The organism is Mycobacterium vicinigordonae (assembly GCF_013466425.1).
GTDB lineage: Bacteria > Actinomycetota > Actinomycetes > Mycobacteriales > Mycobacteriaceae > Mycobacterium > Mycobacterium vicinigordonae.
On the sequence record NZ_CP059165.1, the window covers coordinates 1,111,142 to 1,136,117 of the forward strand.

Genomic DNA, 24,976 nt, shown 5'->3' on the forward strand with positions numbered 1-24,976 from the left:
CCGTGCGCCGCAAACCCGTCGACCTGGTGCTCTCCGGCGGCGGCGTCAAGGGCGTCGGTCTGGTCGGTGCCGTCGTCGCCATCCTGGATGCCGGATATGCGATCAAGCGGGTCTCCGGTGTCTCCGCCGGATCCTTGGTCGGCTCAATCCTGGCCGCGGCGTCCAACGGCGACCAGCTGACCACCGATCAAATCAAGGAGATTGCGCTCACCCTGCCCTACGACAAATTCCGTGACAGCGGACCCGTCGGTCATCTGCCGTTGGTCGGCTCGGCATGGGGGTTGTTGCGCGACAACGGTTTGTATCGAGGCGATTTCGCCCATCAATGGATCCGCAGTGAACTGAAGAACCTGGGCGTGACTACCTTCGGCGATCTGGCCCTGACCGATCGGCAGATCACCCCCGAGCGCCGCTACCGGCTGGCGGTCACCGTCACCGACATCACCACTGGTCAACTTGTGCGGCTGCCGTGGGACTATCGACGGCTCTACGGACTGGATCCCGACGAGCAGGTTGTCGCCGACGCGGTGCGCTCCTCGATGTCGATCCCGTTCTACTTCCGCCCGACCATCCTGACCAGCTCCACTGGCCAGACGTCGACACTGGTGGACGGCGGCGTGCTGTCGAACTTTCCGATCGACTCATTCGACCGACTCGACTTCAAGCCCCCACGCTGGCCCACCTTTGGCATCACCGTGGTGCCGAACCTGCCCGAAGGCAACGACCAGTTGATCCCGGGTGTGGGCGCGCTACGTCTCCTGGGTCCGCCCTCGGTCTTGCTCGAGCAATTGATCACGACCATGTTCGTCGGTCACGACCAGACCTACCTCAACCAGCCGTGGGTCAGTGCCCGCGCCATCAGGGTCGACTCGACGGCGGTCAATTTCCTTGATTTCGGCATCAGCCGAAAAGAAGCCGAAGCCCTGTACGACAAGGGTTACGCGGCGGCCAAGGCGTTCTTGTCGACCTGGAACTGGGTCGAGTATCTCGAGCACTACCGGCAGTACCAGTAGCCGTCGGGAGTTACTGGCCGAACTCTTTCTCGACGCCGTCGAGGCCGGCGCGGATCGCCTTGAGAGCGTCCGCCCGGGCCCGCAGCTTTGTCGCGGCATGCGCGGACTGCTTGAGGTGAGCAAATTCGTGCGCCGCCTCCTCGGCGCGGGCGACCACCATATCGGGCAGCGCTATCTCGTCGATGAAGCCCGCGGCCAACGCCGTCTCGCCGAAGAACGTCTTCGCCAGGCCGGTCGCCTGCTGGTAGGCCGACGGAGTCAACCGCAGCTTCATGACTTCCAGTGCGGCCCAAGGGATCACCATGCCGATTGCGACCTCGTTGGCCTGGATGTTGTACGCATGGGCAGCGATTCGGTGGTCGCCCGAACACAGCAGGAACGCTCCCATCGCGATGGCCGGACCCGTGCAGGCCATCACCACCGGCTTGGGGTAGGACAACAGCCGGTAGGACAACTCGAAGCCGCCACGCAGCATGTCGATCGCGGGCTGCAGCTCCCCAGACGTCAGGATCTTCAAGTCGAATCCACCACTGAACACCCGTTCGTTCCCGGTGATCACCAACGCGCGGACATCGTCGCGGTCGGCTTGGTCGAGCGCTTCGTTGAGGGCCTGCTGCATAGTCGGGCCCAGTGCATTGACCTTGCCGTCGTCCATCCGGATGACCCCGATGGCGTCGTCGTGGGTGTAGACGACCGGACCGCTCATTCAGATTCTCCTTCGCTACAGACGTTCGATCGAGACGTATCCGCCGCGCCTACACGCGTTGGCTGCGATGCTTACCCAGTTCGTTCTCGGCGTCACCCCAGCGCAGGCTCACGTCCGTTGGCTCGTCCAGCTGCCGGGTGCGCCACCTGTCCTGGGTTTCCTGTACCGCCCGGTTGATGCGGTCGATCTCGCCGCGGAACACCTCGGGACGCGTTTCCTTACTCGCGTAGTGAAAGTAAGTCAGGACGCTGCGCAGCAGTTCCAGCTTCTGCTTCTCGCGCTTGGCCAGATCGTGCGTCGTCATCAGTTCGATGCGCTGCACGGGTGGCAGCGCATCCCAGTCCAGCACCACCTTGGTCTCCAGGGGCTGGCGCGCGCGCTGCCAGAATTTCCAGCCCCGCGGTCGCTGCGGCCGGTCGTAGTAGCTCACTGTGCCCTCGAAGCGCGACTCGACCCCGTGGCCGATCTCGGCACGGTCGAGCGCCGAGTCCCACACCATTCGCCATTCCTGGCCGGGCGCCAGCATCGGCAACTCCCGCGGCAACTGCAGTTCGACGACGTCGGCGTACCCGTCGGAGGCGTTTTCGTACTCGGCGACGGTCGGGGGGTTGGGAAAGTTGAACCGGATGTCGTAGGCCGCGGTGCGACCGAAGTTCCGCACCACCAGCTCGATGACATGCCAGTCTGCTACGTGCGGTTCCATCAGCATGGCGACGTAAGGCCGCGTCTGCTCCGACGTCAACGCACGGTTCCGCTGCAGCTGGCGGTAGGTAAAGATCAGCGCGACGACCCCCAGCGCCAGGGCCGCCCAAGCGGCCCAGGCCAACCAGGTGTTGGACTCGGCGTCCGTGATCCCCTGCAAGCTTCCTTGGATCCAACCCATGGAATCTGCCCTCCGCTCGGGAATATAGCTGTGATGATCGTAGAGGGACGAGCTGTGGATTGCTGACAGGCCTATCGACAGTGCCCAGAAACACGACCCGTGTTCGCCGAGACCATCAGCCGCCCATCATCATTCGCCACTGGTCGAGGTTGGCGGGCCGGTACACGTAGTTGGTGCGCTTGACCTCCGACAGCGCCGCGTGGGGCTCGGGCGCGTACCAGTGCCCCGGATACACCGTCGGGTCGCCCGGCAGCGAAGCCAATTGCTGCAGGCTGCGAAACATTTCGTCGGAGTCGCCGCCGGGGAAGTCGGTGCGCCCACACCCTTCCAGGAACAGCGTGTCGCCGGCCACTAGTCGCCCGTCGAGCAGGAAGCACTGGCTGCCCGGCGTGTGCCCGGGGGTGTGCAACAGTTCGATCGGGATGTCTCCGATGCTGAGCTTGTCCCGGTGCTCGTGCGTGGTCAGGTCGGTCATCGGGATTCCGGTGATCCGAGACACCCACAGCGCCTCGTGGGTATTGACGTGCACCGGCACGCTTACCCGGTCGAGTAGCTCGGTCAAGCCCTTTAGCTCGAACCCCATCATCGATCCGCCGACATGGTCCGGGTGGTGATGGGTGACCAGCACTCCCGACAGGTGCATTCCGTCTGCTTCCAGCGCGTCAATGAGATCGCCGGCGGCGTACGCCGGATCGACGACCACGCAGTCACCCGACTGCCGGTCACCGATCAGATAAGCGAAGTTGCGCATCTGCGCCGCGATCGGGTCGGCGGCGGCGAAATCGCGGCCGGAAAGCAGCTGACGGAAATACAGTCGATCCGAGTCTGGCATCCCATCAGAGTATGGGCTGCCCAGCAGCCGACCAATCCGGCCTTCGACCAGGCAAGACCTTGCTTCGGCTCGTAAAATCGAATAATGCTGAAAAGGGTCGAAATTTTGGTTGAAGACTCTTTGCTTCAACAGGTCATAGGCAAGTACCACCTGGCTGATGCGCGCGAAGCCGTTTTTCTGGCGCTCAAAGCTCTGCTCGACGAGACCGACCAGCCCGAGCACGAGCCGAAGGACGACGAGTACGACGAGTTCAGCGACCTCAGCGCCTGGCGCCTGCAACCACACCACGACACCGGTTAGCCACATCCCCTCGCTGTTTGCGAGCCGACGACCACGACACAACCGACCCGTGGTTTGGAGACGTTGCGCGCCAGGCTGTACCCTCTTTTAGGCCCGGGACCGGACTGGTCGCTACGGGCGAACGGCCCCCTTAGCTCAGTCGGTAGAGCGTTTCCATGGTAAGGAAAAGGTCAACGGTTCGATTCCGTTAGGGGGCTCGGCGGACGCCGAGCAGGCGACGGCCCCGACCCTCGGGTTGGCGCTGAGGCGGTGTAGCTCAGTTGGTTAGAGCGAACGACTCATAATCGTTAGGTCGCCGGTTCGAGTCCGGCCATCGCTACAAGGCAACATTGGTTTTCGACAGTTTTGAACGACAGACGCGAGAGAGATTGAGTCATGGCTTCCAGTACCGACGTCCGCCCAAAGATCACTCTGGCGTGCGAGGTGTGCAAGCACCGTAACTACATCACAAAGAAGAACCGCCGCAACGACCCCGACCGGCTGGAACTCAAGAAGTTCTGCCCGAATTGCGGCAAGCACCAGGGACACCGCGAAACTCGATAGCTGCCACCGAGCAGTCGGTTTCAGATTGGCCCCGGGAAATACTTAGGTAGGTTCGAGAACTGTGGCGTTGTCCAAAGACATCGTCGGGATGCATTATCGGTATCCCGACCACTATGTGGTGGAGCGGGAGAAGATTCGTGAATACGCCACCGCTGTCCAAAACGACGAGCCCGCTTTCTTCGGTGAGGACGCGGCGGCTGAACTCGGTTACAAGGGGCTGGCGGCTCCGCTGACGTTCATCTGCGTATTCGGTTACAAGGCGCAGACGGCGTTCTTTGACCACGCCAAAATCGCGATCTCGGACGAGCGGATCGTTCAGATCGATCAGGTACTCAAGTTCGTGAAGCCGATCGTTGCCGGCGACAAGCTGTACTGCGATGTCTACGTCGACTCGGTGCGCGAGGCGCACGGCACCCAAATCATCGTCACCAAGAACATCGTCACCAATGATGCTGGTGAGATCGTGCAGGAGACATACACGACCCTGGCGGGCCGTGCCACCGAAGACGGGGAAGAAGGATTCTCACATGCCTCTGCGTGAGTTCAGTTCGGTCAAGGTCGGTGACCAACTCCCGGAGCGGGTCTACCCGCTGACGCGTCAGGACCTGGTCAATTACGCCGGTGTCTCGGGTGACCTCAACCCGATCCACTGGGACGACGAGATCGCCAAGATGGTTGGGCTGGACACCGCGATCGCCCACGGCATGCTGACCATGGGAATCGGGGGCGGTTATGTCACCTCGTGGGTCGGCGATCCCGGCGCGGTGACCGAGTACAACGTGCGCTTCACCGCGATCGTCCCGGTGCCAAACGACGGCAAGGGCGCCGAGCTGGTGTTCAGCGGCCGGGTGAAGTCCGTGGACCCGGAGAGCAAGTCCGTGACAATCGCGCTGACGGCTACCACCGGCGGCAAGAAGATCTTCGGCCGGGCCATCGCCTCGGCGAAGCTGGCGTAGCGGATGGCACTCAAAACCGACATCCGTGGAATGACCTGGAAGTACCCGGACTATTTCGAGGTGGGGCGCGAGCAGGTTCGGCAATTCTCCCGCGCCATCAAGTGTGACCATGGGGCCTACTACGACGAAACCGCGGCCGCTGAAGCCGGCTACGACGCCATTCTGGCCCCGCTGACGTTTGTGTCGATCTTGGCGAAGTTGATCCAGGACGATTTCTTCCGCAACGTCGACGTGGGCTTCGAGACTATGCAGATCGTGCAGGTCGACCAGAAATTCGTCTATCACAAGCAGATCAGGGTCGGCGACAAGCTGTACGGCAGCCTCCGTATCGAATCCGTCGACGAGCGTTTCGGCGCCGACATCGTCGTCACGAAGAACTTCTGTCACAACCAGGACGGCGAGCTGGTTTTGGAGGCCTTCACCACCTTGATGGGCCACGAAGGGGACAATTCGATCCAGCTCAGATGGGACAAGGAAAGCGGGCAGATCGTCAGGACTGCGTAATTAGTATCTGGGTCCTGCGTCGATGTACACTCGGACCTCGGGTTTTCCCATTACCAGCGCGCTGTCCGTCGGTTCGCATCACCGCACGGGGAGCGCGCGAGTCATGTAAGCCCGCCGAAGGGGCGTAGCTCAACTGGCAGAGCAGCGGTCTCCAAAACCGCAGGTTGCAGGTTCAAGTCCTGTCGCCCCTGCTGAAGGCCGTAGGGCCTGAGGTGGAGCCGGGCCATGGTTGTGCCGTGCCATGGTGGACACTGGAAGATGTGGCCCACGAAAGTGGCACGGAGCGCGAAATAGCTAGCGAACGAAGGAGCATGCGGTGAGCGACGAAGGCGACGTTGCCGACGACGCCGCAAGCAACAGCGGTGAGACCGAGGACAACGGCGGTCGGACGGCCGTGGTGACCAAGGCGGTGACCCGACCGCAACGTCCGACCGGTAAACGGTCACGGCAGCGTGTGGAGGTCGACGACGACGCGTCGACGTCAGACGAGGAAACGTCGGCCGACGACTCCAAGCCCGGCAAGGTCTCCGCGACGAAGGGCGCCAAGAAAGACAAGAAGGGCGCTGCCAAGTCGTCGGCCAAAGCCAAGGCGGCCGTCAAGGACAAGAAGTCCAAGAAAGCCGGTTCGTCGAGCACGGTCAACCCTTTCGTCTTCGTCTACAACTACCTCAAGCAGGTTGTAGCCGAGATGCGCAAGGTGATTTGGCCCAACCGCAAGCAGATGCTCACCTACACGTCGGTGGTGCTGGTGTTCCTGGCCTTCATGGTTGCGCTGGTAGGCGGCGCCGACCTGGGTCTGAGCAAGCTAGTGCTGCTGGTGTTCGGCTGAGACAGAGATAGAGAGGACTGAGAACCGTGACTACGTTCGACGGTGACACGTCCGCGGGTGAGGCGGTCGACTTGCAGGATGCCCAGGACGCAGGCGCCCCGGCTGAAGATGCAGGTGCCGCTCCGGCTGAAGACGCAGGTGCCGCCCCAGCTGAAGACGCAGGTGCTGCCCCGGCTGAAGATGTCGACCCGGCCACCGCGCTCAAGGCGGAGCTACGCGCCAAGCCCGGCGACTGGTACGTCATTCACTCCTACGCGGGATACGAGAACAAGGTAAAAGCCAACCTTGAGACCCGTGTGCAGAACCTCGACGTCGGCGACTACATCTTCCAGGTGGAGGTGCCCACCGAAGAGGTCACCGAAATCAAGAATGGCCAGCGCAAACAGGTCAATCGCAAGGTGCTGCCCGGCTACATCCTGGTGCGGATGGACTTGACCGACGATTCGTGGGCAGCTGTGCGTAACACGCCCGGAGTGACCGGGTTCGTCGGCGCCACCTCCCGGCCGTCGGCGCTGGCGCTCGATGACGTGGTGAAGTTCCTGCTGCCGCCCGGGTCGGCCAAGAAGGTTGCCAAGGGCGCGGCGAGCACCGCGGCCGCGGCCGAGACGGGTGGGCTGGAACGCCCGGTTGTCGAGGTCGACTACGAGGTGGGCGAGTCGGTGACGGTCATGGACGGCCCGTTCGCCACGTTGCCGGCCACGATCAACGAGGTCAACGCCGAGCAGCAGAAGCTCAAGGTGCTGGTCTCCATCTTCGGCCGCGAAACACCGGTGGAACTGACCTTCGGCCAGGTCTCCAAGATCTAGCCCATTGGGCACACAAATCACGGAAGGAACGTAGGACAACTCATGGCCCCGAAGAAGAAGAAAGTCGTCGGGCTGATCAAGCTACAGATCGTGGCAGGTCAGGCCAACCCTGCACCGCCCGTTGGCCCCGCACTCGGCCAGCACGGCGTCAACATCATGGAGTTCTGCAAGGCGTACAACGCCGCAACAGAAGCTCAGCGCGGCAATGTCATCCCGGTGGAGATCACGGTCTACGAGGACCGCAGCTTCACCTTCGCGTTGAAGACCCCGCCCGCCGCCAAGCTGCTACTCAAGGCTGCCGGCGTGGGCAAGGGTTCGGCGGAGCCGCACAAGACCAAAGTCGCCAAGGTCACCTGGGACCAGGTGCGTGAGATCGCCGAGACTAAGAAGACCGACCTCAACGCCAACGACATCGACGCTGCGGCAAAGATCATCGCCGGCACCGCCCGGTCGATGGGCATCACCGTCGAGTAGTACCCGCAACAAGGAAAGCGTGGGAGGGCCAGCTTCGGCCCGCTAACCACGAACCCAACACAGATTGGACATCAAAATGAGCAAGACCAGCAAGGCATACCGCGCCGCCGCCGAGAAGGTGGACCGCAACACCCTTTACACCCCGTTGCAGGCGGCCAAGCTCGCCAAGGAGACCTCCTCGACCAAACAGGATGCGACCGTCGAGGTGGCGATTCGCCTCGGCGTCGACCCGCGTAAGGCCGACCAGATGGTTCGCGGCACGGTGAACCTGCCGCACGGTACCGGCAAGACCGCGCGTGTCGCGGTGTTCGCGGTGGGCGAGAAGGCCGAACAGGCGCAGGCCGCGGGCGCGGACATCGTTGGCAGTGACGATCTGATCGAGAAGATCCAGGGTGGTTTCCTGGACTTCGACGCCGCGATCGCCACTCCGGACCAGATGGCCAAGGTCGGTCGGATCGCCCGGGTGCTGGGTCCCCGGGGCCTGATGCCCAACCCGAAGACCGGCACTGTCACCCCCGACGTCGCCAAGGCCGTCGCCGACATCAAGGGCGGCAAGATCAACTTCCGCGTCGACAAGCAGGCGAATCTGCACTTCGTCATCGGTAAGGCGTCATTCGACGAGAAGGCTCTGGCGGAGAACTACGGTGCCGCACTCGACGAGGTGCTGCGGCACAAGCCGTCGTCGTCCAAGGGGCGTTACCTCAAGAAGGTGACGGTGTCGACGACCACGGGTCCGGGCATCCCGGTCGACCCGTCGATCACCCGCAACTTCAGCGCGGAGAGTTAGCGAGCGACGCCGATTCCGCGCGGCGAGAGTGACTCGTCCGACGAAGAATCGGCGTGTTCCGTCGTCATCTTCACGGCCGCCGCAGAGGGTGCGGGCCGCCGCATTCGACGACGCGACGCCTCAAAAAGTCGCGGCTCGGCTCGGAACCGTTGGACGCCAAGGCAATTCGATACCACTCGACGGCCTCACTGAAACGGCCGGCGCGCCGTAGCAGATCGGCCCGCACCGGTGCCACCAGATTGGACCGGGCCAGCCGCGGATCATCGGCTACCTCCGCCAAGACAGCCAGCCCGGCGTCTGGGCCGTCGCGGAACCCGACCGCCAGGGCCCGGTTGACCGCCACTACTGGCGAATCGGTGAGTCCGCGCAACCGGTCATAGGCCGCGCAGATAGTCCGCCAGTCGGTCTGTTCCCACGACGCCGCAGTGGCGTGGGCCGCCGCGATCACCGCTTGCGGCAAATACGGACCGGTCGATCCCGCGGCTCGTCGCAACCGCTGCACGCCGCGGGCGATGCGACTGCGATCCCAGCGCCGACGGTCCTGCTCCTCGAGCGGGACCAGGCCCCCGGAGCCGTCCACGCGTGTCGTCCGGCGTGAATCGTGCAGCAGCATAAGGGCCGCCAGTGCATGGCACTCCGGCTCCTGTGGCATCAGCGCACACAGCTCCTCACCGAGCCGTACTCCCTCGTCGCACAGCTCGTCACGAATCGCCGACGGGCCGGCCGTCGACCAGTATCCCTCGGTGAACACCGAGTAGATGCAGCCCAGCACATGCGGAGTGCGTTCGGGCAGCAGCTCCGCCGGCGGCACCCGCAGCGGGATGTTGGCGTGCCGAACCTTGTTCTTGGCCCGCGTGATCCGCTGACCGACGGCACTCTCGGACTGCAGCAGTGCGCGCGCGATCTCCGCGACGGTCAATCCCGACACCAGTCGCAGCGTGAGCGCCAGCTGCGACTGGCGGTCCAGTGCCGGATGCGCGCAGGTGAACATCATCCGCAGCTCGTCATCCCGCACCGGCTGCGGATCCCTGTCCTCGGTGCGCGCCCGGATGTCGTCCACCACGGCCGCCAATTCCTTTCCGGGACGGAGTGATTCACGACGCAGCCGATCTCGGGCGCGGTTGCGCGCCACCGTCACCAGCCAGGCGCCGGGACTATCCGGAATCCCGTCGCGCGGCCAAGCCCGAAGCGCCTCGGCGCACGCCTCCTGGACGGCGTCCTCGGCGAGGGTGAGGTCGCCGGACCACCGCGCGAGCGCGGCGACAGCGGGTCCCCACTCCCGCCGGAAGACACCGTCCAGGCCGGTCACGCGGCTCGGTTACAGTCCCGAGATGCCGGCCAGGCGGCGCAACTCCACCGCGGACGCCGGGATCATCGACGCCACCTTCACGGCCTCGTCTCGATCGCCGGCGCACAAGAGGTACATCCCGGTGGCGATTTCCGCGCCCTCGGCGAAAGGCCCGTCGGTGATCAGGGTTTCGCCGTTACGGACCCGCACGGTCGTCGCGGTGGACCGGTCGTGCAGCGCGGTGCCACCGATCACATGGTCGCCGGCGGCGGCCGCGAAGTCTTGGTGTTGGGCCGCCACCGCGTTCCACTCCGGAGTGCCTGGCGTGTGCGCGGACGCGGGCGGCTCCAGCAGCAGCGCAAGCCAGTCGGCACCGGAGACCTCACGCGACAGGTTGAGTGAGTGGACCACCGGCCACAATTCCACCGCCCCGAATTCGGCAACCGGGATCTCGCGCGCCAGCGCCAGGGCGTCGTCGAGGTTCTCCACCTCGAATAGGTAGTAACCGCAGGCGACCTCGGCGGACTCGGCGAACGGACCGTCGGTGGTGATCGGCGCATCCTGTCCGCCGGTGATCCGCACCCCGGCCGCCGTCGGTGCCAGCGCGTCACCGGCCCGGATCGCCGGACCCGCCTTAGCGTGAAAATTCTGGAACGCTGCCATCGCGGCCGCGCCGTCGTCGGGCTGGCGGTCCTGCTCCTTGCTGATCAGTAAGGCCAAATACTGCATGTCGTTACCTCCGGCAGTGAGCGAAACCCTGGTGTTTCACTCTCTACCTGTCCGACGAACGGTACCCGCCTGATCCGACAGCCGCTAAGCGGCAGCGCCGGGCTTGAGGTAGGTGACCAGGCTGCAATCAAGCATTTCGTCGTCGAAGTAGTGCTCACAACCGCGCAGGTACTTCATGTACCGGTCGTAGACCTCTTGCGAGGTCACCTTGATAGCTTCTTCTCGGTTGGACTCCAGCGTGTTGCCCCAAATGTGCAGCGTCTTGATGTAGTGCGAACGCAGCGAGACAGGTTCGGGGACAACAAAACCAGCCTTCTCGCCATGCTCGACCATCATCTCGGTGGTCGGCAGGCGGCCACCCGGAAATATCTCGGTGATGATGAATTTGATGAAGCGGACGGTCTCGAAGGTCAGCTTCTTGCCGCGCGCGTGCATGTTGTAGGGGTGGTAACTGACGCTGCTCTGGATCGTCATCCGGCCGTCGTCGGGCATGATGTCGAAGCAGCGCTTGAAGAAATCGTCGTAGTTTTCGTGCCCGAAATGTTCGAACGCCTCGATCGACACGATTCGGTCGACGGGTTCGTTGAAGTCTTCCCAGCCGTGCAGCAGCACCCGGCGTGACCGGTCGGTGTCGATCGCGTCCAGGATCTGCTGACTGCGGGCGTGCTGGTTCTTGGACAGCGTCAGGCCGATGACGTTGACGTCGTACTTCTCGACGGCGCGCTTCATGGTGGTGCCCCACCCGCAGCCAATGTCCAGCAGCGTCATACCGGGCTTGAGGTCCAGTTGGTCCAGGTTCAGGTCAACCTTGGCGATCTGGGCTTCTTCCAGAGAGATATCCGGGGGCTCGAAATAGGCGCAACTGTAAGTCCGCGTCGGGTCCTGAAACAAGGCGAAGAACTCGTCGGAGACGTCGTAGTGCGCCTGGATGTCTTCGAACTGAGTTTTCTTCGTGACGACATCGTTCGGTTTCTCGGCCATTAGCGGTGGTGTTCTCCTGGATGATGTGGCATTGACTCGCCGCGCGCACACGCCGCACGTCATTGACGTGCAACCATACCCGATCTAACGGGGCAGCCGACCGGCTCGGGGCTGCGGTCGGGTGCCCGTCTGTGACACCGGAAAGTCTACTTCTGCAGGGTGAAGTGGTGGCAGTCGATGTAGCCGATCCGGAACGACTCGGCGGAGCCGGTCAGATACTTCATGTACCGGTCATAGATTTCCTCGGACTGGATCTCGATGGCCGCTTCCCGGTTCGCGGCGAGGGCTTCGGCCCACAGGTCCAGCGTCCGGGCAAAGTGAAGTTGCAGCGACTCCACATGGGTCACCGAGAAGCCGGCCTTGGTCGCGTGCTCTTGCACTTTCTCGATCGACGGCAGCCGGCCACCAGGGAAGATGTCGGTGACGATGAACTTGATGAACCGAGCCATCTCGAACGTGACAGGCATGCCCCGCTCGACAATCTGGCCGCCGGTCAAGCCGGTGATCGAGTGCAGCAACATCACCCCGTCTGCCGGCAGAGCGTTGTAGACGAACTTGAAGAAGTCGTCGTAGCGCTGGAAACCAAAGTGCTCCAACGCCTCAATGGTGATGATCCGGTCCACCTGCCCGTTGAAATCCGCCCAGTCGCTCAGCAGCACCTGATGTGTGCGGGTGGTATCGACCTGGTCGAGCAGTTGCTCGCAGTAGGCGTGCTGATTCTTGGAGAGAGTCAGCCCAATGACGTTGACGTCGTACTTCTCCAGGGCCCGCTTCATAGTCGAACCCCACCCGCAGCCGACATCGAGCAAGGTCATCCCGGGCTCGAGTCCCAGCTTGCCCAGCGCCAGATCCAGCTTGGCGATCTGGGCTTCCTCCAACGTCATGTCCTCGCGCTGGAAATAGGCGCAGCTGTACGTCCGGGTTGGATCGGTGAACAGCTCGAAGAATTCGTTGGATATGTCGTAGTGCGCCTGGACGTCGTCGTTGTTCTCTCGTCTACTCCGGGCGCGAGTCAAGTTGTTAGACATTCGTCCTCCCGATGGGACTGACCATCCCCCCGCGAGGTGGCCATCCCCGGCACCCTACACGCGCGAGGGGGCAACCTTCGCATCTGACGGCCGCGGTTGCCGGAATTTTTGCAGAGTGAGTGAGCAGACGTCACTTCGGTCCCTTACTTTTCTAGCGTGAATTGATTGACGTCGATGTATCCCACCCGGAACGCATCGGCACAACCGGTCAGGTACTTCATGTACCGCTCGTAGACCTCTTCGGACTGCACCTTGATGGCCTCGTCCCGATGCGCCTCAAGCGCCTCGGCCCAGAGGTCGAGGGTCCGGGCGTAGTGCGGTTGCAGCGATTGGCGGCGGGTTAGCTTGAAGCCCGCCTTTGACGAATGCTCCTCGACCTTTTCGATCGACGGCAGCCGGCCGCCGGGGAAGATCTCGGTCACGATGAACTTGATGAAGCGGGCCATCTCGAACGTCAGCGGCATGCCCCGCTCGATCATCTGGTCCGGAATCAACGCGGTGATGGTGTGCAGCAGCATCACGCCGTCATCGGGCAGGACCCTGGCGGCCAGCGCGAAGAAGTCGTCGTAGCGGTCGAAGCCGAAGTGCTCGAATGCGCCGATTGACACGATGCGGTCGACGGGCTCGTCGAACTGCTCCCAGCCTTCCAGTAGCACCCGCTTGGTTCGCGGCGAGTCCAGCTCGTCGAACGACTTCTGGACGTGAGTGGCCTGGTTCTTCGATAGCGTCAGGCCCACGACATTCACGTCGTACTTCTCGATCGCGCGGCGCATGGTGGCGCCCCAGCCGCAGCCGACATCGAGCAGCGTCATTCCAGGCTGAAGCCCCAGCTTGCCCAGGGCCAGGTCGATTTTGGCGATCTGGGCTTCCTCCAGGGTCATGTCGTCGCGCTCGAAGTAGGCGCAGCTGTATGTCTGGGTCGGGTCCAGGAAGAGCCGGAAGAAGTCGTCGGAGAGGTCGTAATGCGCTTGCACGTCGTCGAAGTGCGGCCTCAGCTTCTGAGCCATGATGTATTGCCTTTCCGGAACCCCAGAAGGCCCCACGATCACATGTCCAATTTGTGCGTTACCCCCCGGCACATGCCCGAGGCATCTTATCGAACCTGACGCCGCATCGCTAAACCATCGCAGCGTCTTACCAGGTGAAAGGGGGTGAGCGCTACTTCGTCAGGGTGTACTGGGCGACGTTGGACAGGCCCTTGCGGAAAAGGCCCGCACAGCCGGTCAGATAACGCATAAAGCGGTCGTAAACCTCTTGCGACTGGATTTCGATGGCCCGCTCGCGGTTGGCTTCCAGATTGGCCGCCCACATGTCCAACGTCCGCGCGTAATGCGGTTGCAGGTATTGGATTTGACCGACCGAGAAACCGCTGTTCTTCGCGTTGTCGATGATGTCGACTTCGCCGCACATCCCGCCGCCGGGGAAGATCTCGGTAGCCAGGAATCGGAAGAAACGCAGATCGCTCATGGTGACCGTGATGCCGTGGTCGCGCCAGTACGTCTGCTCATGCGTAAAGATGCTGTGCAGCAACATCCGGCCATCGTCGGGCAGGATTTCGTACGCGCGGTCAAAGAACGCCGGCCATCTTTCTTTCTTGAACGCGTCGAAGGCCTCGAAGCTGACGATGCGGTCGACCTTCTCGTCGAACTCTTCCCAACCCTGCAGACGCGCCTCGGTGTGGCGCTTCGTCGGGATTTGGGCGAGTCTGGCCTGGCTGCGTGCAGCGTGGTTGCGGCTCAGCGTGATGCCGATGACGTTGACGTCATACTTCTCCACCGCGCGAACGACGGCGCCGCCCCAGCCGCAGCCGACATCGAGCAACGTCATCCCCGGCTCAAGGTTCAGTTTGTCCAGCGCCAGGTCCAATTTCGCGATCTGCGCCTCTTCCAGCGTCATATCGTCACGTTCGAAATACGCGCACGTGTAGACCATGTTGGGGTCTAGGAACAAGGCGAAGAAGTCATCGGAGATGTCGTACGTCGCTTGTGACTCTTCGTAATACGGTCTCAACTCGGCCATTTGCGGCCACCTCCCGCAGACACGACAGCACCTTTCATATGCGGTGTTACCCGAACACATTCTTCCTAAGCCGCCGGCTGAGGGCTTAACCGGCCGCGGCGAAATTGCTTGTCAACTCATCGATGACGCGATCCCAAAGTTGCTTGGGCAGATCATGGCCCATACCGTCGATCAACACCAATCGGGCACCACTGATAGCACGCGCAACCGCGCGGCCACCGGCCGGACGCATCAGCTTGTCGGCCCGGCCGTGGATCACCACGGTCGGCGCGATGATGCGTCTGTCGTAGTGCAGCAGACTGCCGGTACCCAGGATGGCGCCGAACTGTTGCGTGATGCCCCAAGGATGGAAGTTGCGGTCGTAACTCTCGGCGGCCTCTGCGCGCACCTGCTCTTCTGGGGTCGGGTAGCCGGGGCTGCCGATGATCTTGCTGACCCGCACCGAGTTGTCGATGATCACCTCGCGTGGCGAACTCGGCGGCGGCCCTTTGATGAGTGAGAACAGCGCACGCGGTGCCGGCGGCGGCAGGAACCGATGGTTGTTGCTGGAGAAGATGACCGCCAGCGACTTCGTGCGGTGGGCGAATCTAGCCGCGAATACCTGCGCGATCATGCCCCCCATCGACGCACCGACGATGTGCGCGTGCTCGATGTCGAGGTGACTGAGCAGGGCTGCAGCGTCCTCGGCCATATCTTCCAGGGTGTATGCAGCCCGGCTTCGCAGGCCGAGCCACGACCGCGCCATCCGTGTCACCAGCGGTGGCGGGGCGTAGCGCTCGGTCTTGGTCGACAGCCCGACGTCCCGGTTATCGAAGCGGATGACCCGTAGGCCCTGATCGACCAGCCGCTCGCAGAACCCGCTCCGCCACAGCAGCATCTGGGCGCCCAGCCCCATGATCAGCAACACGGGCGGATCGTCTTGGTCACCCATGTCCTCGTAGTGCAGTTTCACATCACCGGAGACCGCGGTGCCGCTACGGACCTCCATGGCTCAGACCTCGACGTCGGATTGGTGCTCGCGGCTGACCTCAACCATGAAGTTGGCGAAGTAGCCGGTCAGCTGCGGGTCAGACATCATCTGCCACTTCGGCGCCAGCAGCTTCATGTACCGCTCCACGTAGAGGAACTGCTTGCCGATCAGCACCAACTCCCGCGGCAACTTGACGTCGTAGGCGTCGGCCAGCGCCGACAGTTGGCGGCCGATGTCGGCATACGACATATCGCCCAGCGACTGCATGGTCAGCGGGGTGGCGAACTTCTCTAGATCCTTGGCGGCCTGCGCCTCGGGCTTCATGGTCCCGACCGCGCCCATCAGCACGACGATCTTGCCGGCCGCGGCGTGGTCCTTCTTCACCAGCAGCGCATACACCAGCTCGCGAAGCAACCAGCGGGTGCGCGGGTCGATGCGGCCCATGATGCCGAAGTCGAAAAAAACGATGCGGCCTTCGTCGTCGACGTAAAGGTTGCCCGCATGCAGGTCGCCGTGGAACAGCCCGTGCCGAAGCCCGCCCTCGAACACGCTGAACAGCAGGGCTTTGACCAGCTCGGTGCCGTCGAATCCCGCCTTGCGGATCTCGGCGACATTGTCGATGCGGATGCCCTGCACCCGCTCCATCGTCAGCACTCGTTCGCTGGTGAAGTTCCAGTGCACCTGCGGCACCCGGATGTTCTTGCCCAGCGGTGACGAATGCAGGTGCGAGACCCAGGCGTCCATCGACTGTGCTTCCAGACGGAAGTCCAGCTCCTCGGCCAAGTTGTCGGCGAAGTCGGCGACTACATCCTGTGCCGAAAGCCGGCGGCCCAGTTTGGCCAGTTCGACGGCCTGGGCGAAGCGTTGCAGGATCTGCAGGTCCGCGGCAACCCGACGGCGAATGCCCGGCCGCTGGATCTTGACGACGACTTCCTCGCCGGTCTTGAGGGTCGCGTAGTGCACCTGAGCGATCGACGCCGACGCGAACGGCTCCTCGTCGAAGGACGCGAACAGGTTGGCGGGATGGTCGCCGAGTTCCTCGACGAACAAACGGTGCACCTCGTCTGTGTCGGCCGGCGGCACCCGGTCGAGCAGGGTGCGGAATTCGCGCGACAGCGATTCGCCGAACGCCCCTGGGCTCGACGCGATGATCTGTCCGAACTTCACATACGTGGGGCCGAGATCGGCGAAGGTCTGCGGGATCTCCTTGATGATTTTCTGCTGCCAGGGGCCCTTGCCCGGCAGCTTGGTGACCACGCGCGCGGCGGTGCGGGTGACCTGCCAACCGGTGACGGCAACCCGGGCCGCCTCGACCGGCAACGGCACCCGGTCGAGCCTGGCGACATCGCGGTGTTTGGTGGAACTCATTTGAGCAGTGTGCCAAATTCGGCGAGTCAACTCCCAATTTGCGTGATGTCGCTCACGCGCCGCGCCACCGCGGGCGAACGCATCCCGAGCCCCGGTACTCGGGCTGTTTCGTCGGCTCAATCCCGGGTTGGGGTTCCCAACCCGGCCTGCGGTTGACTTGCTGTACCGGGGCGCCGCGCTCGTCGGGCACCGGCACGGTCACTGGAGCATGTGTCAGGCATCGACCATATGCAGATAAAGGTCTCGCAGACAGGCGATTTCGGCGCCATGGTGGATCGCCTCCCGGTTGATGTGCAGGATCAGCTCGCTCAGCGCGTACTCGGCGTAGGGGCCTTCGGCCGGCCCGCACGGGCGGTTCAGATCGTCCCCGGACAGCGATCGCACCCCGGCGATCCACCCCGCGTAGGTCTCGTCGAGCTGCTGCAGCGCGGTGGCGGCACTGGTGGCATAGGGCCAATTCTGGTAGTCAGCGGGCGGCCCGCCGAAGTGGTGGTGCGTCCGCATGGCGAATACTCCGACGATCACGTGGGCAGCCCGCCACGCGATGGTGGTGAACGGAGCAGGGTCGGGTGGCGGGTAGGCGAAGTCGATAGAACCGTCGGGCTGCACGGTCCAGCAGTCCGGTACCGGTTGCCAGAAATATTCGTCGTCGGTCAGGCCATCCAGGCGGGGCCGTAACTGTCCGCTCCAGTGCCAGTCGAGTTGCTCAACCAGTTGTGTCTTGAGGTCCACCACCCCATCTAGGCTGCCACCAATATCGGGCGAGTGGTCGCGCAACGTCTTCAACGGGCGGATGCAGGGTCGTAAGGTGCTGACATGCAGCTGATTTCGGCGGGATCGACCGAGCTGTTCGTGGGCCCGCCGGCGCGACCGCTGCAGTTGGCGCGGGTGATCGTTGCCGGGTGCGCCGCACCGACACCGCTGCGGATCGACGGCGACGGCCTGCACGGCAATGTGGTGGTCGCGGCGGGCCAGGAACTGGTCGAGGTTCCGATCGATGTCGAACATGCGGTGATCGGTCAGCGTCGTGTCGCCACGGTTCGGGCCGCTGCGGTGGAGCTGTCCCTCGAGTTCGTTATCGCCGAGCCCGGCTGGACCATGTTCATGGTCAGCCACTTCCACTACGACCCGGTCTGGTGGAACACCCAGGGCGCCTACACCAGCGAATGGACCGAGGACCCGCCGGGACAGTGCCGCCAGACCAACGGTTTCGAGCTGGTCCATGCGCATCTGGAGATGGCGCGCCGCGAACCCGAGTACAAGTTCGTGCTTGCCGAGGTCGACTACCTCAAGCCGTACTGGGACACCCGCCCGGAGGACCGCGCCGACTTGCGTCGCTTCCTGGCCGAAGGCCGCGTCGAGGTGATGGGCGGCACTTACAACGAGCCCAACACCAATCTGACCAGCCCGGAAACGACCATTCGGAACTTGGTGCACGGCATCGGTTTTCAGCGGGACGTACTGGGTGCCGATCCGGCTACCGCGTGGCAGCTCGACGTATTCGGCCACGACCCGCAGTTCCCGGGGATGGCGGCGGACGCCGGGCTGACCTCGAGTTCGTGGGCGCGCGGGCCGCACCACCAATGGGGTCCGGCTCAGGGCGGGGACGTCGATCGCATGCAGTTCTCCAGCGAGTTCGAGTGGATCTCGCCCTCCGGGCGCGGCCTGCTCACTCACTACATGCCGGCGCATTATTCGGCCGGCTGGTGGATGGATTCCTCGACCACCCTTGCCGAGGCTAAAGAAGCCACTTATGCGCTGTTCGCCCAGCTCAAGAGGGTTGCGCTGACTCGCAATGTGTTGTTGCCGGTCGGCACCGACTACACCCCACCGAACAAATGGGTCACCGAGATCCACCGCGACTGGGCCGACCGCTACACCTGGCCGCGGTTCGTCTGCGGGCTGCCACGGGAGTTCTTCGCGGCGGTGCGCGCCGAACTGACCGAACGGGGGGCGGTGGCGTCGCCGCAGACCCGGGACATGAACCCGATCTACACCGGCAAGGACGTTTCGTACATCGACACCAAGCAAGCCAACCGGGCCGCGGAGAACGCGGTACTGGACGCCGAGCGCTTCGCCGTCTTCGCCGGGGTGTTGACTGGGGCCGAGTACCCGCAAGCGGCGTTCGCCAAAGCGTGGGTGCAGTTGGCCTACGGAGCGCACCACGACGCGATCACCGGGTCGGAGTCCGACCAGGTATACCTCGATCTGCTGACCGGCTGGCGCGACGCCTGGGAATTGGGCCGCACCGCGCGAGACAACTCGCTGCAGTTGCTGTCGTCGGTAGTGGCGGGCGATCCCGACTCGGTGGTGGTCTGGAATCCGCTGACGCAGCGGCGCAGCGACGTCGTCACCATCCGATTGGACGCGCCGCTGGCAGCCGGGGTACGGCTGCTGGATACCGACGGCATCGAGCATCCCACTCAGGTCGACGACCACGGCCACTCGGTGAGCTGGCTTGCCCGCGACGTGCCGTCGCTGGGCTGGCGGGTGTACCGGCTGGCCCCCACGGCGGCCGCGAGCGGCTGGGAGCCGGTCGCCGGTGTGCGGATCGGCAACGAGCACTACCGGCTCAGCGTCGACCCGCAGCGCGGCGGAGCCGTGGAGTCGCTGGTCCATCAGGGTCGCGAGTTGATCGCCGCCGGCCGGGTCGGCAATGAACTCGCCGTCTACGAGGAGTACTCCTCGCATCCGAGCCAGGGCGAAGGGCCGTGGCACCTGCTGTCCAAGGGGCCGGTGGTCGGTTCGTCGGAATCGCCCGCCGCCGTAAAGGCCTACCGCGGTCCGCTCGGCCAACGGCTGGTCGTGCAGGGCCGTATCGGCATGGTGTTGCGTTACACCCAGACGCTGACGTTGTGGCATGGCATCGACCGACTGGACTGCCGCACCACCATCCACGAGTTCACCGGTGCGGACCAGCTGCTGCGGCTGCGCTGGCCGTGTCCGGTGCCGGGCGCTACGCCGGTCAGCGAGGTCGGGGACGCCGTCGTCGGGCGCGGATTCGCGCTGCTGCATGACGGGGATCGTGCTGTGGACACCGCTGAACACCTGTGGACGCTGGACAACCCGGCCTACGGATGGTTCGGGTTGTCCTCGGCGATGCGAGTCCGCGTCGGTGACGCGATGCGGGCGGTATCGGTCGCCGAGGTGATTGTCCCGTCGCAGGCGGCAGCGTCCAGTCCCATGGCTCGCGATCTGATGGTTGCTCTGGTCCGTAGCGGCGTGACAGCCACCTGCAGCGGCGCGGACCGGCCGCGCTACGGCCATCTCGATGTCGACTCCAACTTGCCCGACGCGCGGATCGCGCTGGGCGGCCCCGACCAGAACGCCTTTACCGCCGCGGTGCTCGCCGAGGCGGACCCGGTCTACGCCGCCGAACTTGATCGGCAGCTGACCGACACCGGCAAGGCCCGCGTGTGGGTGCCTGCGACCGCGGAGCTGTCGGACGTCTGGGTTCCCGACGCCGACCTGCGGGCGCCGCGCGCGCTCCCGGTGCTTGTCGTCGCCGGCCGCGACGACACGGCCCTGGCCGCCGCGATCGCCGCGGTGGTTCGCGACCTCTCCGACGCGGAGATCGTGGTCGACCAGCAAGCACCGCCTGTACTCCAACCGTTCGACGACTACACCATCGCGGTGCTCAACCGCGGCGTGCCGAGCTTCGCCGTCGACACCGAAGGAACCCTGCACACCGCGCTGATGCGGTCCTGCACAGGCTGGCCGTCGGGCACCTGGATCGATGAGCCGCGCCGTACCGCACCCGACGGCTCCAACTTCCAGCTGCAGCACTGGACACACGATTTCGACTATGCGCTGGTGTGCGGCAGCGGGGACTGGCGCCGGGCCGGGGTGCCGGCCCGCAGCGCCCAGTTCTCCAACCCGCTGTTCGCGGTGACTCCGCGCGTGCAGCGCGAAGCGCTCCCGCCGGTCGGTTCGTTGCTGCGGGTCGAGCCCGACACCGTGCACCTGGGTGCCCTCAAGGCGGCCGGCAATCCGCTGACCGCCGGCCGCACCGACCCGGTCGCACCCGACGACGTGGCGCTGCGATTGGTGGAGTCGGCGGGGACGGCAACACGGGTCGTGATCGGCTCGGACCTCGGCTCCCTGCGCACGCTGCGCCAGGCGGATCTGCTGGAGCGGCCGCAGGGGCGCAAGCGAACCATCGACCTGCACGGCTACCAGATTGCGACAATTCTGGCGCGGCTCGATATCCCGCCGGTGCTCGCCGAGCCGACGCAATTGGCCCCGCACGCCGAGCCGGCCCAGCCGCTCTACGCACGGTACTGGCTGCACAATCGCGGTCCCGCGCCGCTGGGCGGGTTGCCGGTCGTGGCCCACCTGCATCCGCCACAGCTGAGTGCCGGCGCCGGCGACCGAGTGGTCCTGCGGCTGAGCGCGACCAGCGACTGCACCGACGCCACCCTGGGCGGCACGGTCGAACTGCTCGGTCCCGCCGGCTGGCTGATCAGCCCCGCCGAGCTGCCGTTCACGCTGGGCGCCGGCGAGCACCACGAGACCGAGGTCGTGGCGACCGTCCCGGCTGGTGTTGCCGCCGGGCTGTATCCCATCCGGGCTCAGTTGCGCGTCACCGACGCCGATACCCCGGCGGCGTGGCACCAGCTGGTCGAGGACGTCGCCGTGGTGGCGGTGGGGACCGAGGACACCGGGCTGGTCTATCTGATCGATAGCCCCGCGGAGGTCGAACTGGCCGCCGGCCAGCAGACGAGCCTGACCGTGACGATCGGCAGCCGCGCCGGTGCGGACCTTGCTTTGGAGGCGCACCTGATCAGCCCATGGGGGACGTGGGAGTGGATCGGTCCGGCCGCGCTGGGCGCGACTCTTCCGGCTGGCGGCACCGCCGAACTCTCCTTCGGCGTGGCACCGCCGGGTTGGGTGGCGCCCGGGCGGTGGTGGGCACTGGTCCGCGTCGGCTGCGCGGGTCGCCTCGTGTATTCGCCGGCTGCGACGGTGACGGTGACGGCAGGAGGAGCGCAGTGAGCGAGGATCCCGTAGCGACCGTCGGGGGCGCGGTGGTCGCGGTCGCAGAGGTCGACGAGCGCGAGGCGCGGTTGCGCAACGGGCCCCGCGCGGCCGCACTGCCGCACCCCGGCACCAGCGAAGGGCGGCAGCTGCGACGCTGGCTGACCCAACTGATCGTGACCGAGCGGGTGGTCGATGTGGAGGTGGCCGCGCGTGGCCTTCGCGCGGACAATGCCCCGACTGAATCCGAAGTGCTGCCCGGCGTGACCGCCCGGCTGGAGATCGGCAGCGTCACCGCGGCCGCACTGGCCCGGCCGGCCGCGCGTGCCCTGTTCGCCACAGTCACCGCCGGTGTCGAAATAAGCGATGACGAGATCGCGGACTACCACGCCCGCAATCCGCTGCGCTTCGCGACCGCAATCGCGGGTGACCATGGCTGGCGGACTCCCGCTCTGGTCGGCCCACCGCTGGAGCAGGTGCGGTCCGCGGTCGCCGAACATCTGCTGGGTGCGGCTCGTCGGCGCGCGTTCCGGGACTGGCTGGACGCCCGTCGGGAGGCACTGGTGCGTCTGGCTCCCGGATACGAGCATCCCGGGGACCCCCGCCAGCCCGACAACACCCACCGGCACTGAGCATGCTGACCCTCTGTCTCGACATCGGCGGCACCAAGCTCGCCGCAGCACTGGCCGACCCCGCGGCCCGCGCCGATTCCGCGGCTCTGCTGGTGTACAGCGCCAAGTGCCCGACCCCGCAAGGCGGTGACGCCGAACAGGTTTGGCAGGCTCTCGCGGCGTTGATCGCCGACGCGGTGCAGGCCGCCGGGGGGGCGATCGCGGGGGTGGGCATCGCGTCGGCCGGGCCCATCGATCTGGCCGGCGGCACCGTCAGCCCGATCAACATTCGTGCCTGGCGCGGGTACCCATTGCGGGACAAGGTGGCCGCCATGCTGCCGGGTGTGCCGGTCCGGCTCGGCGGCGACGGCGTGTGCATGGCGGTCGGGGAGCACTGGCTCGGCGCCGGGCGCGGTGCCGGCTTCATGTTGGGCATGGTGGTGTCTACCGGCGTCGGCGGCGGTTTGGTGCTGGATGGGGTTCCCTACGACGGGCGCACCGGGAATGCGGGCCACGTCGGCCATGTGGTCGTGGATCCGGACGGTCGCGCCTGCGCTTGCGGTGGGCGGGGTTGCGTGGAGACTGCGGCTTCGGGTCCGTCGATGGTGCGCTGGGCACGGGAGAACGGGTGGACGGCGCCGGCCGAGGCCGGGGCCAAGGAGTTGGCCAACGCGGCGGCGAACGGTGACCCGTTGGCGCAACAGGCGTTTCGGCGAGGCACGCGTGCGTTGGCGGCAATGATCGCCTCGGTGGCGGCGGTATGCGACCTCGACCTGGTGGTGATCGGCGGGGGAGTTGCGAAATCCGGTGATGTGTTGTTCGCTCCGCTGCGGGCCGCGTTGTCCGAGTACGCAGGGCTGCGTTTCCTGTCCGCACTGCGCGTGGTGCCTGCCGAATTGGGAGGTGCGGCCGGTCTGATCGGTGCGGCCCGGCTGGCGGGCCTCTAGCCGTCTCCTCGCGGCACCACGGCCGGCGACTGTGGAATGCGCGACGGGACACGCCGTTCCGGCGTCGTATCGTTCACGCTCGGCGAGATGGCACGTTCGGCGGGATGGCTGGTGTGGGCCGAGGCGTTTTGGCTGATCCCAGGGCGTCACGCTATGGTGGTTGCCGATCCACCGAAGACCGTCGGTCACCGAGCAATCGGTTGAAGGTCCGAGAGAAATCTCGGCGGCCCACGCAGGAGGACGAGGCAGCACCGTCGGCGCACGCGTCGGCGTAATCCAACGCCCCGGCCGCATCCTGCGCCGGGGCGTATGTCGTTTCTCGGTGGCGCAGAGACCACGCATATCGGTACATCGACCACAGGAGGCAGGCATGGCCAGGGCTGACAAGGCCACCGCCGTTGCAGACATCGCCGAGCACTTCAAGGCTTCGAGCGCGACCGTCATCACCGAATACCGCGGCTTGACCGTCGCCAATCTGGCCGAGCTGCGCCGCTCCCTGGGGGAATCGGCCACCTACGCCGTGGCCAAAAACACCTTGATCAAACGGGCCGCCTCCGAGGCCGGGATAGAGGGGCTCGACGAGCTCTTCGCCGGCCCGACGGCGATCGCGTTCGTCACCGGTGAGCCGGTCGACGCTGCCAAGGCGCTCAAGACCTTCGCCAAGGAGCACAAGGCGCTCGTCATCAAGGGCGGCTACATGGACGGCCACGCGCTCAGCGTCGCCGAGGTCGAGCGCATCGCTGACCTGGAATCCCGCGAGGTGCTGCTGGCCAAGCTGGCCGGCGCCATGAAGGGCAACCTCGCCAAGGCCGCGGGGCTTTTCAATGCGCCCGCGTCGCAGATGGCCCGACTGCTGGCTGCTCTGCAGGAAAAGAAGGACTCCGAGGCTCCCGCGGCTGCCGCCGCGCCGGCCGCAGAGGCACCAGCCGAGGCAGCTGCCGAAGCCGAATAACACCCGCAAACCCCGACAAACCCGGAAATATCAGGAAGGACCCACACCATGGCCAAGCTGTCCAGCGACGACCTGCTCGACGCATTCAAGGAAATGACCCTGTTGGAGCTCTCGGACTTCGTCAAGAAGTTCGAGGAGACCTTTGAGGTCACCGCGGCCGCCCCGGTCGCTGTTGCCGCCGCTGGCGGCGGCGGTGGTGGCGCTGCCGTGGAGGCCGCCGAGGAGCAGAGCGAATTCGACGTGATCCTCGAGGCTGCCGGTGACAAGAAGATCGGCGTCATCAAGGTGGTCCGCGAGATTGTCTCCGGCCTGGGCCTCAAGGAGGCCAAGGATCTGGTCGACGGCGCCCCCAAGCCGCTGCTGGAGAAGGTCGCCAAGGAGGCCGCCGACGAGGCCAAGGCCAAGCTCGAGGCCGCAGGCGCCACCGTCACCGTCAAGTAGTTCAGAACCACGCGAGAGCCCCCGGCGCCGTT

The 24,976-nt window shown here is 65.1% G+C and carries 27 protein-coding genes and 3 tRNA genes; 18 read left to right on the top strand and 12 right to left on the bottom strand.

Annotation, left to right across the window (positions count from 1 at the left end):
- Nucleotides 1-2 precede the first annotated feature (2 nt).
- Complete coding sequence (locus H0P51_RS04785) at nt 3-1,013, top strand: patatin-like phospholipase family protein (protein WP_180916880.1); 1,011 nt, start codon at nt 3-5, stop codon at nt 1,011-1,013.
- Between the two features lie 10 nt (nt 1,014-1,023).
- Here the strand turns inward: H0P51_RS04785 and H0P51_RS04790 are convergent, their stop codons facing one another.
- The 3 genes from H0P51_RS04790 to H0P51_RS04800 form a co-directional block, all read right to left on the bottom strand.
- A complete protein-coding gene (locus H0P51_RS04790; RefSeq protein WP_180916881.1) occupies nt 1,024-1,719 on the bottom strand; it encodes a crotonase/enoyl-CoA hydratase family protein in 696 nt (231 codons plus the stop codon).
- A gap of 49 nt (nt 1,720-1,768) precedes the next feature.
- Complete coding sequence (locus H0P51_RS04795) at nt 1,769-2,602, bottom strand: hypothetical protein (RefSeq protein WP_180916882.1); 834 nt, start codon at nt 2,600-2,602, stop codon at nt 1,769-1,771.
- 115 nt (nt 2,603-2,717) lie between these two features.
- Complete coding sequence (locus tag H0P51_RS04800) at nt 2,718-3,434, bottom strand: MBL fold metallo-hydrolase (protein WP_180916883.1); 717 nt, start codon at nt 3,432-3,434, stop codon at nt 2,718-2,720.
- Nucleotides 3,435-3,518: 84 nt separating this feature from the next.
- Here H0P51_RS04800 and H0P51_RS04805 point away from each other — a divergent pair, with 84 nt between their 5' ends.
- The 12 genes from H0P51_RS04805 (at nt 3,519) to rplA (ending at nt 8,633) form a co-directional block, all read left to right on the top strand.
- The gene (locus H0P51_RS04805; RefSeq protein ID WP_180916884.1) at nt 3,519-3,734 is read left to right on the top strand and encodes a type II toxin-antitoxin system VapB family antitoxin; all 216 of its coding nucleotides are present in this window, start codon (nt 3,519-3,521) and stop codon (nt 3,732-3,734) included.
- A 124-nt stretch (nt 3,735-3,858) separates the two neighbouring features.
- Nucleotides 3,859-3,931 (top strand) — tRNA-Thr (locus H0P51_RS04810).
- 48 nt (nt 3,932-3,979) lie between these two features.
- Nucleotides 3,980-4,053: transfer RNA gene (locus tag H0P51_RS04815), tRNA-Met, on the top strand.
- Nucleotides 4,054-4,109: 56 nt separating this feature from the next.
- Complete coding sequence (rpmG, locus tag H0P51_RS04820) at nt 4,110-4,277, top strand: 50S ribosomal protein L33 (RefSeq protein WP_036352522.1); 168 nt, start codon at nt 4,110-4,112, stop codon at nt 4,275-4,277.
- A 61-nt stretch (nt 4,278-4,338) separates the two neighbouring features.
- The gene (gene hadA, locus H0P51_RS04825; RefSeq protein ID WP_180916885.1) at nt 4,339-4,818 is read left to right on the top strand and encodes a (3R)-hydroxyacyl-ACP dehydratase subunit HadA; all 480 of its coding nucleotides are present in this window, start codon (nt 4,339-4,341) and stop codon (nt 4,816-4,818) included.
- Nucleotides 4,805-5,233 carry a (3R)-hydroxyacyl-ACP dehydratase subunit HadB gene (hadB, locus tag H0P51_RS04830; RefSeq protein WP_180916886.1) on the top strand — a complete coding sequence of 143 codons (429 nt, stop codon included), beginning with the start codon at nt 4,805-4,807 and terminating at the stop codon, nt 5,231-5,233. The genes hadA and hadB overlap by 14 nt, the downstream gene beginning before the upstream one ends.
- A 3-nt stretch (nt 5,234-5,236) precedes the next feature.
- Nucleotides 5,237-5,737 (top strand): (3R)-hydroxyacyl-ACP dehydratase subunit HadC, encoded by a 501-nt coding sequence (hadC, locus tag H0P51_RS04835; protein WP_180916887.1) that lies wholly within the window; start codon nt 5,237-5,239, stop codon nt 5,735-5,737.
- 118 nt (nt 5,738-5,855) lie between these two features.
- Nucleotides 5,856-5,928: transfer RNA gene (locus tag H0P51_RS04840), tRNA-Trp, on the top strand.
- Nucleotides 5,929-6,053: 125 nt separating this feature from the next.
- A complete protein-coding gene (gene secE / locus H0P51_RS04845) occupies nt 6,054-6,566 on the top strand; it encodes a preprotein translocase subunit SecE (RefSeq protein ID WP_180916888.1) in 513 nt (170 codons plus the stop codon).
- Nucleotides 6,567-6,592: 26 nt separating this feature from the next.
- Nucleotides 6,593-7,372: a transcription termination/antitermination protein NusG gene (gene nusG / locus H0P51_RS04850; RefSeq protein WP_180916889.1), complete on the top strand. Its 780-nt coding sequence runs from the start codon at nt 6,593-6,595 to the stop codon at nt 7,370-7,372.
- A 42-nt stretch (nt 7,373-7,414) separates the two neighbouring features.
- Complete coding sequence (rplK, locus tag H0P51_RS04855) at nt 7,415-7,846, top strand: 50S ribosomal protein L11 (RefSeq protein WP_180916890.1); 432 nt, start codon at nt 7,415-7,417, stop codon at nt 7,844-7,846.
- A 76-nt stretch (nt 7,847-7,922) separates the two neighbouring features.
- Nucleotides 7,923-8,633 (top strand): 50S ribosomal protein L1, encoded by a 711-nt coding sequence (gene rplA, locus H0P51_RS04860; RefSeq protein WP_180916891.1) that lies wholly within the window; start codon nt 7,923-7,925, stop codon nt 8,631-8,633.
- A gap of 70 nt (nt 8,634-8,703) precedes the next feature.
- Here rplA and H0P51_RS04865 read toward each other — a convergent pair whose 3' ends face one another.
- The 9 genes from H0P51_RS04865 to H0P51_RS04905 form a co-directional block, all read right to left on the bottom strand.
- On the bottom strand, nt 8,704-9,942 hold the full coding sequence (locus tag H0P51_RS04865) for an RNA polymerase sigma factor (RefSeq protein WP_180916892.1): 1,239 nt from the start codon (nt 9,940-9,942) through the stop codon (nt 8,704-8,706).
- A gap of 9 nt (nt 9,943-9,951) precedes the next feature.
- Nucleotides 9,952-10,650 (bottom strand): YciI family protein, encoded by a 699-nt coding sequence (locus H0P51_RS04870; protein WP_180916893.1) that lies wholly within the window; start codon nt 10,648-10,650, stop codon nt 9,952-9,954.
- Between the two features lie 84 nt (nt 10,651-10,734).
- Complete coding sequence (mmaA4, locus tag H0P51_RS04875) at nt 10,735-11,631, bottom strand: hydroxymycolate synthase MmaA4 (RefSeq protein WP_180916894.1); 897 nt, start codon at nt 11,629-11,631, stop codon at nt 10,735-10,737.
- Nucleotides 11,632-11,777: 146 nt separating this feature from the next.
- Nucleotides 11,778-12,659, bottom strand: a complete 882-nt coding sequence (locus H0P51_RS04880; protein ID WP_180916895.1) for a cyclopropane mycolic acid synthase family methyltransferase — start codon at nt 12,657-12,659, stop codon at nt 11,778-11,780.
- Nucleotides 12,660-12,802: 143 nt separating this feature from the next.
- On the bottom strand, nt 12,803-13,666 hold the full coding sequence (mmaA2, locus tag H0P51_RS04885) for a cyclopropane mycolic acid synthase MmaA2 (protein WP_180916896.1): 864 nt from the start codon (nt 13,664-13,666) through the stop codon (nt 12,803-12,805).
- 151 nt (nt 13,667-13,817) lie between these two features.
- Complete coding sequence (locus H0P51_RS04890; protein WP_180916897.1) at nt 13,818-14,678, bottom strand: cyclopropane mycolic acid synthase family methyltransferase; 861 nt, start codon at nt 14,676-14,678, stop codon at nt 13,818-13,820.
- An 85-nt stretch (nt 14,679-14,763) separates the two neighbouring features.
- Nucleotides 14,764-15,666: an alpha/beta fold hydrolase gene (locus H0P51_RS04895; RefSeq protein ID WP_180916898.1), complete on the bottom strand. Its 903-nt coding sequence runs from the start codon at nt 15,664-15,666 to the stop codon at nt 14,764-14,766.
- Between the two features lie 3 nt (nt 15,667-15,669).
- A complete protein-coding gene (locus tag H0P51_RS04900; protein ID WP_180916899.1) occupies nt 15,670-17,016 on the bottom strand; it encodes an ABC1 kinase family protein in 1,347 nt (448 codons plus the stop codon).
- A 213-nt stretch (nt 17,017-17,229) separates the two neighbouring features.
- Nucleotides 17,230-17,751 (bottom strand): DinB family protein, encoded by a 522-nt coding sequence (locus tag H0P51_RS04905; RefSeq protein ID WP_180918747.1) that lies wholly within the window; start codon nt 17,749-17,751, stop codon nt 17,230-17,232.
- Nucleotides 17,752-17,832: 81 nt separating this feature from the next.
- On the opposite strand from H0P51_RS04905, the gene H0P51_RS04910 reads away from it, so the two are divergent.
- From H0P51_RS04910 to rplL, 5 genes are all read left to right on the top strand, one after another.
- Nucleotides 17,833-22,011, top strand: coding sequence for a glycoside hydrolase family 38 N-terminal domain-containing protein (locus H0P51_RS04910; RefSeq protein ID WP_180916900.1), 4,179 nt, complete (start codon nt 17,833-17,835; stop codon nt 22,009-22,011).
- Nucleotides 22,008-22,625 carry a DUF7158 domain-containing protein gene (locus tag H0P51_RS04915; RefSeq protein ID WP_180916901.1) on the top strand — a complete coding sequence of 206 codons (618 nt, stop codon included), beginning with the start codon at nt 22,008-22,010 and terminating at the stop codon, nt 22,623-22,625. The genes H0P51_RS04910 and H0P51_RS04915 overlap by 4 nt, the downstream gene beginning before the upstream one ends.
- Nucleotides 22,626-22,627: 2 nt before the next feature.
- On the top strand, nt 22,628-23,551 hold the full coding sequence (locus H0P51_RS04920; RefSeq protein ID WP_180916902.1) for an ROK family protein: 924 nt from the start codon (nt 22,628-22,630) through the stop codon (nt 23,549-23,551).
- A 370-nt stretch (nt 23,552-23,921) separates the two neighbouring features.
- On the top strand, nt 23,922-24,503 hold the full coding sequence (rplJ, locus tag H0P51_RS04925) for a 50S ribosomal protein L10 (RefSeq protein ID WP_180916903.1): 582 nt from the start codon (nt 23,922-23,924) through the stop codon (nt 24,501-24,503).
- A gap of 48 nt (nt 24,504-24,551) precedes the next feature.
- Nucleotides 24,552-24,944, top strand: coding sequence for a 50S ribosomal protein L7/L12 (rplL, locus tag H0P51_RS04930; RefSeq protein ID WP_180916904.1), 393 nt, complete (start codon nt 24,552-24,554; stop codon nt 24,942-24,944).
- Nucleotides 24,945-24,976: the final 32 nt, after the last annotated feature.